At 63.6% G+C, this 15,760-nt stretch carries 14 protein-coding genes; 5 read left to right on the top strand and 9 right to left on the bottom strand.

The genetic code is table 11. From position 1 onward, the window contains the following. Window positions 1–127: 127 nt before the first annotated feature. Window positions 128–1,666 carry an acetyl-CoA hydrolase/transferase family protein gene (locus AAIL67_RS08040; RefSeq protein ID WP_343483734.1) on the bottom strand — a complete coding sequence of 513 codons (1,539 nt, stop codon included), beginning with the start codon at window positions 1,664–1,666 and terminating at the stop codon, window positions 128–130. A 362-nt stretch (window positions 1,667–2,028) separates the two neighbouring features. Here AAIL67_RS08040 and AAIL67_RS08035 point away from each other — a divergent pair, with 362 nt between their 5' ends. Then, window positions 2,029–3,009, top strand: coding sequence for a YihY/virulence factor BrkB family protein (locus tag AAIL67_RS08035; RefSeq protein ID WP_034406925.1), 981 nt, complete (start codon window positions 2,029–2,031; stop codon window positions 3,007–3,009). Window positions 3,010–3,114: 105 nt separating this feature from the next. On the opposite strand, the gene AAIL67_RS08030 is transcribed toward AAIL67_RS08035, so the two are convergent. After that, window positions 3,115–3,888, bottom strand: coding sequence for a ferredoxin--NADP reductase (locus tag AAIL67_RS08030; RefSeq protein WP_003059561.1), 774 nt, complete (start codon window positions 3,886–3,888; stop codon window positions 3,115–3,117). 398 nt (window positions 3,889–4,286) lie between these two features. On the opposite strand from AAIL67_RS08030, the gene AAIL67_RS08025 reads away from it, so the two are divergent. The 4 genes from AAIL67_RS08025 (at window position 4,287) to AAIL67_RS08010 (ending at window position 9,034) form a co-directional block, all read left to right on the top strand. Then, complete coding sequence (locus tag AAIL67_RS08025; protein WP_343483732.1) at window positions 4,287–5,489, top strand: ABC transporter substrate-binding protein; 1,203 nt, start codon at window positions 4,287–4,289, stop codon at window positions 5,487–5,489. Window positions 5,490–5,583: 94 nt separating this feature from the next. Then, a complete protein-coding gene (locus AAIL67_RS08020; protein WP_343483731.1) occupies window positions 5,584–7,509 on the top strand; it encodes an ABC transporter permease in 1,926 nt (641 codons plus the stop codon). Then, entirely contained in the window at window positions 7,506–8,267 is a 762-nt protein-coding gene (locus AAIL67_RS08015) for an ABC transporter ATP-binding protein (protein WP_343483730.1), read from the top strand. The genes AAIL67_RS08020 and AAIL67_RS08015 overlap by 4 nt, the downstream gene beginning before the upstream one ends. After that, window positions 8,264–9,034: an ABC transporter ATP-binding protein gene (locus AAIL67_RS08010; protein WP_343483729.1), complete on the top strand. Its 771-nt coding sequence runs from the start codon at window positions 8,264–8,266 to the stop codon at window positions 9,032–9,034. The genes AAIL67_RS08015 and AAIL67_RS08010 overlap by 4 nt, the downstream gene beginning before the upstream one ends. A 9-nt stretch (window positions 9,035–9,043) precedes the next feature. Here the strand turns inward: AAIL67_RS08010 and AAIL67_RS08005 are convergent, their stop codons facing one another. The 7 genes from AAIL67_RS08005 to AAIL67_RS07975 all read right to left on the bottom strand — a co-directional run bounded on the left by AAIL67_RS08005 (window position 9,044) and on the right by AAIL67_RS07975 (window position 15,716). Next, window positions 9,044–9,634 carry a YiiX/YebB-like N1pC/P60 family cysteine hydrolase gene (locus AAIL67_RS08005; protein WP_034406909.1) on the bottom strand — a complete coding sequence of 197 codons (591 nt, stop codon included), beginning with the start codon at window positions 9,632–9,634 and terminating at the stop codon, window positions 9,044–9,046. After that, window positions 9,631–10,053, bottom strand: coding sequence for a DUF4878 domain-containing protein (locus AAIL67_RS08000; RefSeq protein ID WP_343483728.1), 423 nt, complete (start codon window positions 10,051–10,053; stop codon window positions 9,631–9,633). Before AAIL67_RS08000 ends, AAIL67_RS08005 begins: the two co-directional genes overlap by 4 nt. An 82-nt stretch (window positions 10,054–10,135) precedes the next feature. After that, a complete protein-coding gene (locus AAIL67_RS07995; protein WP_063662753.1) occupies window positions 10,136–10,993 on the bottom strand; it encodes an SDR family NAD(P)-dependent oxidoreductase in 858 nt (285 codons plus the stop codon). Between the two features lie 71 nt (window positions 10,994–11,064). Then, window positions 11,065–11,937, bottom strand: a complete 873-nt coding sequence (locus AAIL67_RS07990; RefSeq protein WP_343483727.1) for a CoA ester lyase — start codon at window positions 11,935–11,937, stop codon at window positions 11,065–11,067. 79 nt (window positions 11,938–12,016) lie between these two features. Then, window positions 12,017–13,015 (bottom strand): tripartite tricarboxylate transporter substrate binding protein BugD, encoded by a 999-nt coding sequence (locus AAIL67_RS07985; RefSeq protein ID WP_343483726.1) that lies wholly within the window; start codon window positions 13,013–13,015, stop codon window positions 12,017–12,019. A 96-nt stretch (window positions 13,016–13,111) separates the two neighbouring features. After that, window positions 13,112–14,488: an MmgE/PrpD family protein gene (locus tag AAIL67_RS07980; protein WP_343483725.1), complete on the bottom strand. Its 1,377-nt coding sequence runs from the start codon at window positions 14,486–14,488 to the stop codon at window positions 13,112–13,114. 34 nt (window positions 14,489–14,522) lie between these two features. Then, window positions 14,523–15,716, bottom strand: a complete 1,194-nt coding sequence (locus AAIL67_RS07975; RefSeq protein WP_343483724.1) for a CaiB/BaiF CoA-transferase family protein — start codon at window positions 15,714–15,716, stop codon at window positions 14,523–14,525. Window positions 15,717–15,760 lie beyond the last annotated feature (44 nt).

Raw genomic sequence — 15,760 nt, 5'->3', positions numbered from 1 at the left:
TCCGTACGGCGCCCTCACCTCTGAAACGCTTGCAAATCCAGAGCGCTTTGCGAAGCTGCTACCTGAGCTGCAGACAGAATCGCCAGAAACGCTGCCATGGCAGCGTTTCTGGTTTGCGCATGCGCCCTCAGGCCTGCATGGAGCCCGTCTTCAGATAGCGCTGATGCCAGGCATAAGCCTGGTCGAGCAAATGCGGCGTGTGCTTTCCCGGTGCGTCGCGCAGCGCGCGCTCCAGATACTCGCTCATCGCCACCTTGTAATCGGGATGCACGCATTTCTCGATGATCAGACGCGCGCGCTGCACCGGAGCCAGGCCGCGCAGATCGGCCAGGCCCTGCTCGGTCACGATGACCTGCACGTCGTGCTCGGTGTGATCGACATGGGAGACCATGGGCACGATACAGCTGATCTTGCCGTCCTTGGCCGTGGATGGCGTCATGAAGATGGACAGATAGGCGTTGCGTGCAAAGTCGCCGCTGCCGCCAATGCCGTTCATGATGGACGAGCCCATGACATGCGTGCTGTTGACGTTGCCGTACATATCGGCCTCGATCAGCGCGTTCATCGAAATCAGGCCCATGCGACGGATCAGCTCCGGGTGGTTCGAGATCTCCTGCGGGCGCAGCATGATGCGCTGGCGGTAGTAGTCGATGTTGGCCAGAAAGCGCTCCATGGCCGCCGGGCTCAGCGCCAGCGAGGTGGTCGATGCGGTATCTAGCTTGCCCGACTCCAGCATGTCCAGCATGCCGTCCTGCAGAACCTCGGTATAGGCGTTCAGGTGATCGAACGGGCCCTTGTTCAGCCCCGCCAGCACCGCGTTGGCGATATTGCCAACGCCCGACTGCAGCGGCAGCAGCTCGGGCGGCAGGCGACCCGCCTTCACCTCGTGCTGCAAAAAGTCGATGATGTTCTCGGCAATGCGCATGGAGCCTTCATCGGGTGCCGTGAACGCCGCCAGCCTGTCGCGCTGGGCAGTGGGCACCACGGCAATCACCTTGCTCGGATCGCAATACAGATAGGGCTCGCCGATGCGGTCGAACGGATGCTCCATGGGTATGGGCTTGCGCTTTGGCGGCACGGCCGCGCCGTAGTAGATATCGTGCATGCCCTCGAGCTCGGCGGGCTGTGCGCTGTTGACTTCGAGAATGATCTTGTCGGCCTGCTCCAGCCAGGTCTTGTTGTTGCCCACCGAGGTCGACGGAATCAGGCGACCGTCGGGCAGGATGCCCGCCACTTCGATCACCGCCACGTCAAGATGACCGAGGAAGCCGAACCACACATGCTGCGCCACATGCGAGAGGTGGATGTCCACATACTGCATGCGGCCCTCGTTGATCTCCTTGCGCACCGTGGGGTCCGACTGATAGGGCAGACGACGCTCGATGCCATGCACCTTGGCCAGTGCGCCATCGAGTTCGGGCGAGGTCGAAGCTCCCGTCCACAGGCTGATGCGAAAGTTGCCGCCATTGGCGTTCTGCGCTTCGATCCGGCGTGCCAATGCCTGAGGCACGGCCTTGGGTGCGCCTGCGGGAGTGAAGCCGCTCATGCCCAGTGTCATGCCGGATTGAATCAGGCCGGCGGCCTGGTCCGCCGTCATTATGCGTTCGCGCAAGACAGGGCAAAGCACGCGATCTGCAGGAGAAGCGGTGGTGAAGGAAGTCTTCATGAAATGTGTCTCGTCTCGCCAGCTTTCGTGAAGCGGGATGGTTTTTTGTATTTAAAGAGTTGCACTTTGACTGGTGCAAACCCGGATTGAACTACGACACACAGAGAGTCGCCAAGCGTAGTTGACTAGAGAAAACCCCGATGTGCTTTCTTGAAAGAAGCCGTCGAAATTGAATTCATAACTCAAAAAAGTGAGCATTCATCGCTCAACGGATAAAGGATGAAAACTTGAAACCGCTGAAATCGACCACCATGGCAGAGTTGCCAGAATGCAGGCGGAAATTACAAAATATTTGCCTGTACTCACTGCCAGCAGACATAGGCTGACAAAACCACCATGGTTCAGCAACCAGAATTCGACACATGGCTTTTGATACCTCCGGCTGGCAGCACAAGCTGCGACGCCTCGCCCAACCCCTGCAACCGCTGATCGACTCCGTACAGCTCTGGCTGCAGGCCGACGGTCTGCGCATGAGTGCCGCCATGTCGTTTTACGGCATGCTGAGCCTGGCGCCGCTGTTGCTGGCCGTCGTGGGGCTGCTCGGCTGGTGGCTGGATCGCAGCTATGTGGAAAGCACCTTGATCAGCCAGATACAGAGCGTGGTCGGGGAACGCGCGGCACAGGTCGTCAAGAGCGCTCTGGCCAGCGCCCAGAATGCCAATCAGGGCTCGCTAGCGTCCGTACTCGGTCTGGTGATGATGCTCTCGGGCGCCACCGGTGTATTTGTGGAGCTGCAGGCTTCGCTGGACAAGCTCTGGTCCATGGGCGAAGAGTCTCGCCCGCAGGAAAACAAGCCCTGGTGGAGCATGGCCATCTCACGTCTGTGGGGATTGAGCTATGTCGTGGGCCTGGGCTTTTTGCTGCTGGTGTCCATGGTGCTTTCGACCGCCATCCAGATGATCACCAAATGGGCCAATGACGAGTTGCAGCTTGTGCCGCTGGGCCCGCTGATGGGACTGATCAACGAAGGCCTGTCCTTCGGCATTGCGGTGCTGCTGTTCTGGGGCCTGATGCGCATGGGTACCGGCATCAAACCCGTCACCAGATACCTGCTGCTGGGCTCGCTGACGGGAGCGGCCCTGTTCACCATCGGCAAACAGGCCCTGGCCTGGTATCTGTCCACCGCCGCCGTGGTATCGGCCTATGGCGCAGCCGGCTCGCTGGTGGTCGTGCTGATGTGGTTTTATTTCACCTCGGCCATCCTGCTGTTCTCGGCCGCCACGGCCAAGGCCTGCAGCAAATCCAAGGTCCAGCTGGGCATCCCGTTTGTCTCGCGCAAGCCATCCAGCGCCACCCCCATGGATGTGCAGCGTCTTCCCGAAAATGCAGGGGAGAACATATGAAGCCGCCGAGATCGACTGCCATACCTGGGCTCGCAACCATCTGCGTCATGTCGACAATGTAAAAAGGCCTGCTGATGCAGGCCTTTTGCTAGGGGCGAGGTGGAATCACTTTTCCACAAACGCACGCTCAATGACAAAGTCGCCGGGCGTGGTGGTGTTGCCTTCCTTGAAACCGCGCTTTTCCAGCAGCTCCTTGAGTTCGGACAGCATGGCGGGGCTGCCGCACAGCATGACGCGATCGGTCTCGGGATTCAGATCGGGCAGACCCAGGTTTTGCGGGAAGGTGCCGTTGTTGATCTGGGCGGAGATACGCCCTTGGTTGCGGAAGGGCTCGCGTGTCACCGTGGGGTAGTAGTGCAGCTTGCCCTTGACGATATCGCCGAGGAATTCATGCTCGGGCAATTCCTTCTCGAACAGCTCCTGATAGGCCAGCTCCTGCACCTGACGCACGCCATGCACCACGACCACGTTGTCGAAACGCTCATAGGTCTCGGGGTCGCGCGCCACAGCCAGCCAGGGAGCCAGGCCGGTGCCCGTGCCGATCAGATACAGATTCTTGCCGGGCAGCAGATAGTCGATCAGCAGCGTGCCCGTGGGCTTCTTGCCCACGATGATGGTGTCACCCACCTGGATGTTCTGCAGCTTGGAGGTCAAAGGGCCTTCGGGTACCTTGATGGACAGGAACTCCAGATGCTCTTCGTAATTGGGGCTGGCAATGGAGTAGGCGCGCAGCAGGTTCTTGCCATCCACCTTCAGGCCGATCATGGTGAAGTGGCCGTTGGAAAAGCGCAGCGATGTGTCGCGGGTGGTGGTGAAGGAGAAAAGACGGTCGGTCCAGTGGTGGACGGACAGCACGCGTTCTTCAAGAAAAGCACTCATGATTCGTCTGAAATAAAAACTCTAAGCAGAAAACCTGCGCGGCAAATGCTGGGCGGTGGCGGGGCACTGCAGGTCAGGGCTGCTAGCGCGTTGGCTGCCGGTTGCCAAGCGGGACAAGACCTATATTGTCCGGCAATTGCACAGAAACGGGTGAATCACACATGAATGTCTTGAGATCGAATAGTGATAAGCAGAATGAAGCGCTCCGATACCGCCCGATCGCCGGAAAACTGCCTCGCCCATCTTGACTCAGGGAAAACGCTGCTCTAGGATCATTTCCCACGCGCTTTGAACAAGCGCTTTATTTGTCTATATAAATGCTCAGATTGAGCATTAATGATGGCAACGACCCTGTGTCTCAGACCATGGTCGCCCACCTAGCACCAAGGAGAATGACAATGCAGCTGCGCTGGTCCCTGCCCCTGCTGACACTGGCCGCCCTGCCCGCCTGGGCACAGGGCGTGATCAAGATTGGCGAAATCAACAGCTACAAGGCTCAACCCGCGTTTCTGGAGCCCTACAAGAAGGGCATGGAACTGGCGGTGGAGCAGGTCAATGCCGCAGGCGGCATTGCCGGCAAGAAGCTGCAGCTCATCGTGCGCGACGACAACGCCACGCCGGGCGATGCCGTGCGTGCCGCCGAAGAGCTCTACACGCGCGAAAAGATCGATGTGCTCACGGGCAGTTTTCTCTCGCATGTGGGCCTGGCACTGACCGATTACGCCAAGCAGAAAAAGCGCTTCTTCCTCGCCTCCGAGCCGCTGACCGACAAGATCGTCTGGGCCGACGGCAATCACTACACCTACCGTCTGCGCGGCTCCACCTATATGCAGACCGCCATGCTGGTGGAGGAAGCGCTCAAGCTCAAGAAGCAGCGCTGGGCCATCGTCTACCCCAACTACGAATACGGCCAGTCCGCTGTTGCCACCTTCAAGACACTGATGAAGGCCAAGCAGCCCGATATCGAGTTTGTGGCCGAGCAGGCACCTGCGCTGGGCAAGATCGACGCCGGCTCCGTCGTGCAGGCGCTTGCTGACGCCAAGCCCGATGCCATCTTCAACGTGCTGTTCGCCACCGACCTGGGCAAGTTCGTGCGCGAAGGCAATACACGCGGCCTGTTCAAGGGTCGTGAAGTCGTGGGCCTGCTGACGGCAGAACCCGAATACCTGGATCCGCTCAAGAAGGAAGCGCCTATCGGCTGGACCGTGACCGGCTACCCCTGGTATTCCATCAACACCCCCGAGCACGCAGCCTTCCTCAAGGCCTATCAAGCCAGGTTCAAGGACTACCCGCGTCTGGGCACCATCGTGGGCTACAACGCCATCCAGTCGATTGCTGCGGGCCTGCGCAAGACCAAGGGCGACCCCGACACCGAGAAACTGATTGCGGCCTTCAAGGGCCTGGAAGTCGCCACGCCTTTCGGCCCCATCACCTACCGGGCACAGGACAATCAGTCCACCATGGGCGCCTATATCGGCAAAACCGCCTATGACGAGAAGCTGGGGCGCGGCGTGCTGGTCAACTACCACTATGCCGACGGCAAGAACTACCAGCCCACGGACGAGGAAGTGAAGAAGTTGCGCCCCGCGACGGCGAACTGATTTCGCATCGGCGAAAATACCAGGCCACCTGCACTGCAGCAGGTGGCTTTTTCATCTCTGAACACACTATGTCGAGCTTCAGGAGCTACGCAGCATGAGTGCATCCGGCCTGCTGGCCCAGCTGCTCAACGGACTGGCCAGCGCATCTTCGCTGTTTCTGGTTTCGGTCGGGCTGTCGCTGATTTTCGGTGTCACCCGCACCATCAACTTCGCCCATGGCTCGTTCTATATGCTGGGCGCCTTCATCGCCTACAGCAGCGTGGACCTGCTCTCGCCCCATATCGGATTCTGGCCCGCGCTGCTGCTGGCTCCGCTGGCCTGTGGCGCACTGGGGGCGCTGACCGAGACACTGCTTCTGCGTCGCATCTACAAGGCGCCAGAGCTGTTTCAGCTGCTGGCCACGTTTGCGCTGGTACTGGTCATCAAGGATGCGGCGCTGTGGCTGTGGGGCCCCGAGGAACTGTTCGGCCCGCGTGCCGCAGGGCTTGAAGGCTCGGTGGAGATTCTGGGCCGCCAGTTCCCCACCTACGATCTGTTCTTGATAGCTGTAGGCCCTTGCGTCCTCCTGGGCCTGACGCTTTTGTTGACCAGGACCCGCTTTGGCACCCTGGTGCGTGCCGCCACGCAGGACCGCGAAATGGTGGGCGCCCTGGGCGTCAACCAGGCCTGGCTGTTCACCGCCGTCTTCGCACTGGGTACGCTGCTGGCAGGCCTGGGCGGCGCGCTGCAGCTGCCGCGCGAGCCCGCCAGTCTGGAAATGGACATGCTCACCATAGGCGCGGCGTTTGTGGTGGTCGTGGTCGGCGGCATGGGCAGCATACCGGGCGCCTTCATTGCCGCGTTGCTGGTGGCGGAGCTCAAAGCCGTCTGCATCTGGCTGGGCGTGCAGGAGATCGCGGGTCTTGAGCTGTCGTTCTCCAAGCTCACGCTGGTGGTGGAGTTCCTGGTCATGGCCGTGGTGCTGATCTGGCGGCCCTGGGGCCTGCTGGGCAAGCCACAGGCGCTGGCACGCAGCGCTGGCGAGCCCGAACAACCGCTACATCCTGCTGGCCGTGGAGCAGCAGCCGCATGGCTGGGCCTGCTGACCCTGCTGGTGCTGCTGCCCATGATGGCCAGCGGCTCCGAAGGCGGCAGCTACGCCACCGTGCTGCTGGCCGACATCTTTGTCGCCGCGCTGTTCGCGAGCAGTCTGCACTTCATACTCGGGCCCGGCGGCCTGCACTCCTTCGGTCACGCGGCCTACTTTGGCCTGGGTGCCTACGGTGCGGCACTGCTGGTGCGTACGCTGGATCTGCCCATGGAAGCGGCGCTGCTGCTCGGCCCCCTGGCCGCCGCTGCGGGCGCCCTGCTCTATGGCTGGTTCTGCGTGCGGCTGTCGGGCGTCTATCTGACCATGCTGACGCTGGCGTTTGCGCAGATCAGCTGGGCCATCGTCTTTCAGTGGGATGACTTCACGGGCGGCAGCAACGGCCTGACCGGCGTCTGGCCCCCCGAATGGGCATCGCAGGGCCCGGCGTTTTACTGGCTGGCTCTGGGCATCTGCGCGCTTGGCATCTATTTGCTTCGTCGCCTGCTGTTTTCTCCTCTGGGCTATGCGCTGCGCGCATCGCGCGACTCGGCGCTGCGGGCCGATGCGATCGGCATCGACGTGCGACGCATTCAGTGGACGGCATTCGTGATCGCCGGGCTGTTTGCCGGTCTGGCCGGAGCGCTGTTTGCCTTCAGCAAGGGCGGCGTTGCGCCCGACGCCATGTCGGTCACCAAATCGGTGGATGCACTGGTCATGGTGCTGCTGGGCGGCGTGCAGACACTGGCCGGCCCCGTGGTGGGCGCGGCCGCCTTTACCTGGCTGCACGACACCGTGGCACGCAACACCGAATACTGGCGCGCGCTGATGGGGGCGACCATGCTGATTCTGGTGCTGCTGGCACCGCAGGGCATTGCAGGCTATGCGCAGCTGCTGTGGTCGCGCACATGTGGCAAGGTATGCGTCAAGGACAAAGCAGGAGCAAGGACATGAAGCTGCTGCAGGTACAGAACGTCAGCAAGGCCTTTGGCGGCGTGAAGGCCGTGCAGCAGGTCTCATTCAGCCTGCAGGCGGGCGAGCTGCTGGCACTGATCGGCCCCAACGGCGCTGGTAAGAGCACCACCTTCAATATGGTCGGCGGCCAGTTGCCGCCCGACAGCGGCCAGGTGCTGCTCAACGGCCAGAGCATCACCGGCCTGCCGCCGCGCGCCATCTGGCGCAAGGGCGTGGGACGCACCTTCCAGATTGCACAGACTTTTGCCTCGCTCAGCGTGGTGGAAAACGTGCAGATGGCTCTGCTGTCGGCCGATCGCAGGATCTTCAGCTGGTGGCAGCGTGCCGCCAGCCACCGGCGTTCCGACGCACTGGCCCTGCTGGAGCAGGTGGGTATGGCGGCTCAGGCCGATCGCCCTTGCAGCGCTCTGGCCTATGGCGATGTGAAGCGAGTGGAGCTGGCCATGGCGCTGGCCCATGATCCTCTGCTGCTGCTCATGGACGAACCCACGGCTGGCATGGCCCCGGGCGAGCGTGTCGCGCTGATGCAGCTGACGCGCCAGATTGCGCAGCAGCGCCGCATGGGCGTGCTGTTTACCGAGCACAGCATGGACGTGGTTTTCGGTCAGGCCGATCGCGTGGCCGTGCTGGTGCGCGGCCAGTTGCTGGCCGAAGGTAGGCCGCAAGCCATTCGCGACGATGCGCGCGTGCAGCAGGCCTACCTCGGTACCGGCCTCGTTCTTGAAAAACAGCAATGAATCAAATGCATAGCAACCAGCGCTTGATGGATAAGGGCAAGAGTTCCAAATTGCTTGAAGTCCAGAACCTCAATGCCTGGTATGGCGCGGCCCATATCCTGCATGAGGTATCGCTGAACGTGGGGCGCGGCGAGGTCGTGGCACTGATGGGACGCAATGGAGCAGGCAAGTCCACCACGCTCAAAAGCATTGCTGCGCTGGTGCCGCGCCGCGAGGGCAGTATCCGCTTCATGGGTGAGGCGATGGAAAAAAAGGCCTCGCACCAGATCGCGCAGCGCGGCCTGGGCTATGTGCCCGAGGATCGCCGCATCTTCACCGAACTGACGGTGCTGGAAAACCTCGAGGTCGGCAAGCAAAAGCCTCGCCGCTGGCCCGATGGCCAGGCCGTTCCGCACTGGACGCCCGAAAAACTGTTTGCGCTTTTCCCCAACCTGGGCGAGATGCCTGACCGCCTGGGCGGGCGCATGAGCGGTGGCGAGCAGCAGATGCTGAGCGTGGCCCGCACGCTGATGGGCCAGCCCTGTCTGGTGCTGCTGGACGAGCCCTCCGAGGGGGTTGCTCCGCTGATCGTCGAGCAGATGGCGCGCACGATTCTGGAGCTGAAGGCGCAGGGCATAGGAATCTTGCTTAGCGAGCAGAACCTGCCGTTTGCCGAGGTCGTGGCCGACCGGGCCTATGTACTGGAAAAGGGCCAGATCGTGCACGCAGCCAGCATGGCCGAACTGGCAGGCGACAAGGGAGTGCGCCAGCAATATCTGGGCGTCTGAAACCCTGGTCTAGCGTAACGACAGCAAGGGCGTCAGCGGGCGCAAACGGGATGAGCGCAGCAGCTTTCCGGGCAGCAGGTAGCTCCCCCCGAAAATCGGCAGTTCCACCTCGGTAAAAACCACCCCTAGGTCCACGCCGCTTTGCAGCCAAGCCTGCCAGACCAGCGTGGTGCAATAGACGCCCTGACCCGAACCCTGCAGCTGAAACGGCTTACCCTGCTGCGCCATGGCCCAGGTCACGGCCCGCTCGCGCGCACCGGGGTCTGCCGCGACCTGATACAGGCGAAAGGCCTGAGCGCGCTGAACGCCCAGGAAAAAGTCCAGCGAATCCAGCACCACGGCATCGGGCTGGCCCTCGCGTTCGGACGGCGTGGCATGCAGCACCTGCCAGTGACCGGGCCGGCCCACCAGCATGCCCACATGGCTGAAGTCACCACCGTCCACGGCCTGCACCAGTTGGCTGACGTTCTCCGTACCTTGGCGAAAGATCAGATCGCCCGGCGCAGCCTGCGGCGGCAGTTGCGGCGTTGCAAAAGCCAGGCCGGCACAGCAGGCCGACAGCGCCATCACAGCGGCCGTTGCCAGCCGCCGAGAAATCACAGCTGCACTTTCCAGACGCCCTGTTCCTGAAACAGATTGATGCGCTCGCGGCGGGTGCTGCCATCGCGATAGCTGACCAGCACCCGCAGCTTGACAACCTGCTGGTCTTCGGAGTGCGCTCTTTCCACCACTTCCACCTTGGCCAGGCCGCCCTTGGAGTCGATCATTCCCTTGGCGCCTGCCAGCATGCGGCGCAGCTTGTACTCAAAACTCGCCAGTTGCTCCCTGGAAATATTGCGTGCCGAGACCAGGGCAATGCAGGCGTCGAAATCACCGGCCGCAACCAGCGCGTAAAAGCGCTGAACCAGCTCATCCTGACTTTGTTCAGGGGTGGTCGTGGCACAGGCCGACAGACCCAGAGCCAGAGAGAAGGGAAGAAGCAGACGGCAGCGGCGGGAAAGGGAGACAGAAGCAGACACGGACCGGGTACAGCAAAAGCAAAGAAGGCCGCAGTGTAGTCGCCACAACGGCCCTGCTCTTGCGTGCAGTCAGTGCACCGACCTAATCGACCACCACTGGACTGAACTCCGGTGGCGCGCCGAAGTAGGCGCGCGGCGACGGCGGCTGCGCGCCATCGATATCCTGCACGCCGTACTCGCTGGCCAGCTCGGCCGTATAGAACACGCCGCCAGAGCGCTTTTCCAGGCAGTCGGCATCGCCATGCAAGGCCAGTACCACCCGACCTATGAATTGCGGCGTTTCGGCACTGTCGAAGCTGTCGCCGTATTTGTCGGGTTCGGCCGCGCAGACACGTTCGGAACGTTCGGTCCTGACCAGTCCGGGCCAGAGCGAAACCACGCTCACGCCGGCAGGCCTGAAATCGTGGGCCATGTCGAAGCTCATCTTGTCCGTGCCTGCCTTGCCCGCGCCATAAGCCGGCCCATGCATATAGCAGCGGCTGCCGGCCGACGAGATATTGACCACCAGGCCGCGCGCCGCGATCAGCAGCCCCGCCGCGCAATGGCAGGCCACGTAGGTGGAGCGCAGGCCCACATCGAGCAGTCCGGTCATCTCCAGCGGCTTCTGCCAGAAGGGGCCGGGTACGGTCAGCGGATCGGGAATCGCAATCGCACAATTGACCAAAATATCGAGCCGGCCATGCTCGCGGCGCACGCGCTCGAACAGCGCCGCTACCTGGACATCATCGCCATGGTCACAGGCCACGGCAATGCCGCGGCCGCCGGCTGCCGTCACATCAGCAGCTGTTCTGCCTACCGTGCCGGGCAAGGGCGAGTCGCCCTCCTTCACACTGCGCCCCGTCACATAGACGGTGGCCCTCGACGCACCCAGCGCCAGCGCCACACCCCGGCCCACGCCACGACTTGCCCCCGTCACCACACATACCAAAGCCTGGCTCATGCTCTTTCCTTTGTGTCTTGAAGCAGCATGAATCTGAACCAGACGAGGGAACCCGGCAACGTCCGATAAGACTAGGTGTTGCGCTGCATGCGCTGCTGTGCCCAGACATGTCGGGCCAGTGTCTGCTGCGCCAGTTGGAGCACGGGCGCATCCACCATCTTGCCGTTGACGGTGCAGACGCCGCCGCCAGAGGCCTGCATGGCCTGCACCACCGCACTGGCCTGAACCACGGCCGGATCGCAAGGAGCAAACACGCGGTTGACCGTGCCGACCTGGTCCGGGTGTATGCACAGCTTGGCGCCAAAGCCCATGCGCAGCGCGCGCCGGGTGTCGCTCTCCAGGCGTGCCACATCCTTGGTGTCGATGGTGACGCCATCCACGACACGGGCCAGGCCCCGCCGGCGCGATGCCAGGATCAGCGCCAGACGCACCGGCAGCAGCTCGGCTTCGTCCGGCTCGCACTGCATGCCGGCATCGACCTGAAAGTCCAGATGTCCGAAAGCCAGCCGCACCACCTGCGCGGTGCCGGCAAGCGCATCGCAGGCATCCAGGCCGGCCACGCTTTCCACCAGGGGCAGCAACGCACAGCGCGGGCCGGCTACACCGGCAATCTGCTGCAGCACCGCCGCGCTTTCCGCCTTGGGCACCACGGCTCCGGCCACGCCGACGGCCACCAGCCGCGCCAGCGCCGGCAGATCTTCATCGAACCATGGCGTTCCCCAGGCATTGATACGTACCAGCAGCCGTTCTCGCTCGGACATGGAAAGCTGCTGCACGGCCTGCTCCAGGGCCAATCTGGCGGCCGGCTTGTCGCCGGGCGCCACGGCATCCTCGCAGTCGGCGATCACCATATCGGCACCGCTGGCAAGAGCCTTGGCAAGCCGCTGCGGCCGGTTGGCAGGAACAAACAGAAAAGTGCAGGCGTTATGCAGCAAGGTGCTCATGGCGTCTCTTGAGAATGCAGGATGTCAATCGGGTGGTGGCGGCCCGCGCCGGGGCGCGGGCCTCATGCCGTGCACGGTCTCACTCGGCCGATACGCCGGCGGCCTTGATGACGGTGCGCCAGCGCGCGACTTCGGCCTCCAGGTGCTTGCGCAGTCCTTCTGGTGTGGCCTTTTCGGGGGTTACAAGGTCGGAGCTGAGTTCGGCGATGCGCTTTCTGACGTTCTCGTCCTTGATGGCCACGTTCAGCGCCTTGTTGATGGCCATGACCACCTCCTTGGGCGTGCCCTTGGGCGCATACATGCCGTGCCAGACCTTGACGTCAAAGCCTTTGAGGCCCTGCTCGTCCAGCGTCGGGATATTGGGCAGCGACGACAGGCGCTGAGGTGTGGTCACGCCGAAGACCTTCGCGCGCTTGCCGTCCTGGATCACGGGCACGGTCTGCGTGGTCTGGTCGCACAGCAGGTCGACCTGCCCGCCCATCAGATCGTTCATGGCGGGACCGGCCCCCTTGTAGGGCACGACGGTCAGCTTCACACCCGCCTGGTGCATGAACAGCATGCCGCACAGCTGCGACACGGCGCCCACGCCAGCATTGGCCAGCGACACCTTGTCCTGCTGCTTTTTCACATAGTCCAGCAGCTCGGCAAAGTTGTTGGCCGGGAAGTCCTTGCGCGACAGCAGGGTCATGGGGACGTCCAGCACCTGGCCGATGTACTCGAAATCCTTGAGCGGGTCATAGGGCAGCTTTTTGTACAGCGCGGGTGCCGTGGCCATGCCCATGTGGTGGATGAGAATGGTGTAGCCGTCCGCCTTGGCCTTGGCCACGCGGGCCGGGGCGATGGTGCCACCCGCGCCCACGGTGTTTTCCACCAGCACGCTCTGGCCCAGAACCTGCCCCATGGGAATGGCCAGCAGGCGCGCCACCACGTCGGTAGGTCCGCCCGCACTGTAGGGAACGACAAGGACAACCGGCTTCTCCGGCCAGGAACTGGCTTGGGCGCCGGCGCATGCCACCAGCGCGCAGGCGGCGGCCGCTGCGTGAACAAGGCGGCGACGGAAAGGGTTTGTGCTTTGCATGGTTTGTCTCCTGTGCACTTTGGTGGAAGCGGGAGGCGCTCTGGGACGGCGCCTTTGCCCGAGGGGTGCCGGCATTGCCTGCACCGGCGGGAAAACTCAGTCCAGCAGGCGCTGCACGCGCGGCCATTGCGCGACCTGCCACAGCCGCTGCACGGCCGCCTTGGCAGGCGCGTCCTGCAGCACCCCGCCATAGGCGATCAGCCGCAGCGCCTTGGCCGTGATTTCCTCGCGCGACAGCGTGTTGCCGGGGTCACCCTTGGGTTCGTCGACACGGCCCTTGAGCAAACGGCCATCCGTGGTCTGCACGCTGACCTTGCCTATCCAGCGCCGGGGATAGGCCGCGTCGACCTCGGCATCAAGCTCCATGCTCACCTTGTCGCGCAGCTCCACGGTTTCCTGTGCCAGATAGTCGCGGTCGAACTCCGTCAGCCCCGCATGGCCATGACGCGCCGCCAGCGCCAGCACGGTGCCCATGGAGAACTTGCTCTGGTGCACGGTGCTCGGCCTGACCACGGGGCCCAGCACATCGATGGCGCCCTGATGCACATGACAGGTGACCTGGGCCAGGTCGGCGGGGGTCAGGTCATGGTCCTGCATGACCTGCAGCAGCGCATCGGCGGCCGGGTGGGTGTGGCGGCATGAGGCATGCCACTTGAACGAGGTCTCAGCCGTGGCCCAGCGCGTGACGATCGCGCTCTCCAGGCCATCGATCAGGCGCGCAGGATCGGCATCCGTGGACATGCCTGCAGCCAGTCCCTGCGGCCCCGTGAAGATGTCCTGCGCGCCCGTGAATCCGTCCTGCGCCAGATAGGCCGACATCAGGCCCGCGGCGGCGGCATGGGCAGTGTGCAGCTGCTTGCTGTCGGCGCCTGTGCGCAGAAACTCCCACAGCCCGGCCGACTGCGTGCCGGCCGAGCCGAAGGCATGCTGCATCTGCTCGGGCGTCAGCTTGAGCAGGCGGCCCACGGCGGCAGCCGCTGCCAGCGTGCCGGCCGTGGCCGTGGTGTGGAAGATGCGGTAGTGGCTGCGGCCCAGAAACTCGCCCACCCGGATGCCGACCTCATAGCCGGCCACACAAGCCTGCATGAGCTCGACGCCGCTGGCACCAAGGCTCTGCGCCACGGCCAGCGCAGGCGGGAAGACCACGGCGGCAGGATGGAACACCGAGCCGTTGTGCACATCGTCCTGCTCGGCCACATGCGAAGCAGCGGCGTTGGCCTGGGTCGCCATCAGCGGTGAGCTGGTTGCGGCACTGCCCAGTATCTCGCAGGGGCCCGCGGCCGGGCCTTGGGACAGCGCGAAGCACGTGATGCTCTGCACGGCGCGCGCGCCCTGGCCCGCCATCACCGAGCCGAACCAGTCCACCCACAGATCCTCGGCGCGGCGCTGCACTTGCAGTGGGACATCCTCCCAGCACAGCGTGGCCGCGAACCGGGCCAGCGGATGAATGCTCACTTGGGTCTCGTTCTTCATGGAATCACTCCCGCGCATACGCTGCGCACAGCTTTCACAGAGTTGCTTCTTCGGCGTACAGAGCACGGATGCGCTCGGCCGACCAGCCCAGCTCGGCCAGGATGGCCGCACTGTGCTCGCCTACGGAGGGCACAGCCTCCATGCGGTAGTCAAAGGCGCTGTTGGCACCGGGCGGCAGCAGTGCCTGCACCGGCCCGGCCGGCGTTCCCACACTGCACCAGCGCTGGCGTGCGGCCAGCTGCGGATGGGCCCACAGACCCGCCATGTCGTTGACTCGCGCATTGGCAATGCCGGCCGCGTCCAGCCGCTGCACGACCTGGGCCGCATCCAGCGCGTTGAACACATCCAGGATCAGCGCTCGCAGCTCCTCGCGGTTGGCGTTGCGCTGCGCATTGCTGTCGAAACGAGCATCACTGGCCTGCGCAGGCTGCAGCAACACCTGCTCGCAGAAAAGCTTCCATTCGCGCTCGTTCTGCAGGCCCAGCATCACCGTGCCGCCGTCGCCCGCCTCGAAGGGGCCATAGGGGTAGATGCTGGCATGCGATGCGCCCGTGCGCGGCGGCGGCGGCGCGCCGTCCCAGGCGTAGTACATGGGGTAACCCATCCACTCGCCCAGCGCCTCCAGCATGGAAACGTCGATATGGCTGCCCTCGCCCGTACGGCCTCGCAGCAGCAGGGCCGAAAGAATATTGGTGTAGGCGTACATCCCGGCCGCGATGTCGGCCACCGAGATGCCGGCCTTGGACGGAACCTGCTCCGTGCCCGTGACCGATAGAAACCCCGCCTCGCTCTGGATCAGCAGGTCGTAGGCCTTCTTGTCGCGGTAGGGACCGTCGGCGCCATAGCCGCTGATGTCGCAGACGATGAGCTTGGGATTGTGGGCCTTCAGCACCTCGTAGGACAGACCCATGCGCGCAGCCGCGCCGGGCGCCAGGTTCTGCACCAGCACGTCGGCGCCTTCGAGCAGCTGCATCAGTGCCTCCAGTGCGTCGGGCCGCTTGAGATCAAGCGCCAGGCTTTGCTTGCTGCGGTTGATCCAGGTGAAGTGCGAGGACTGGCCGTTGACGCGCTGGTCGTAGCCACGCGCGAAATCGCCGCTTCCCGGACGTTCCACCTTGATCACGCGCGCCCCCAGATCGGCGAGCTGGCGGGTGCAGAAAGGCGCAGCCACCGCATGTTCCAGCGAAACGACGGTGATGCCGTCGAGGGGTCGTTTTTTTTCAGTCATGTCGGTCTTCCATAGCGCAGTCCAAGGCACGCCGGGCATGGCCC

The sequence above is a fragment of the Comamonas sp. A7-5 genome, assembly GCF_039581385.1.
Classification (GTDB): Bacteria; Pseudomonadota; Gammaproteobacteria; order Burkholderiales; family Burkholderiaceae_C; genus Comamonas; species Comamonas thiooxydans.
The sequence above is the reverse complement of the archived record's forward strand: the minus strand, read 5'-3'. Positions and strand labels throughout refer to the sequence as shown.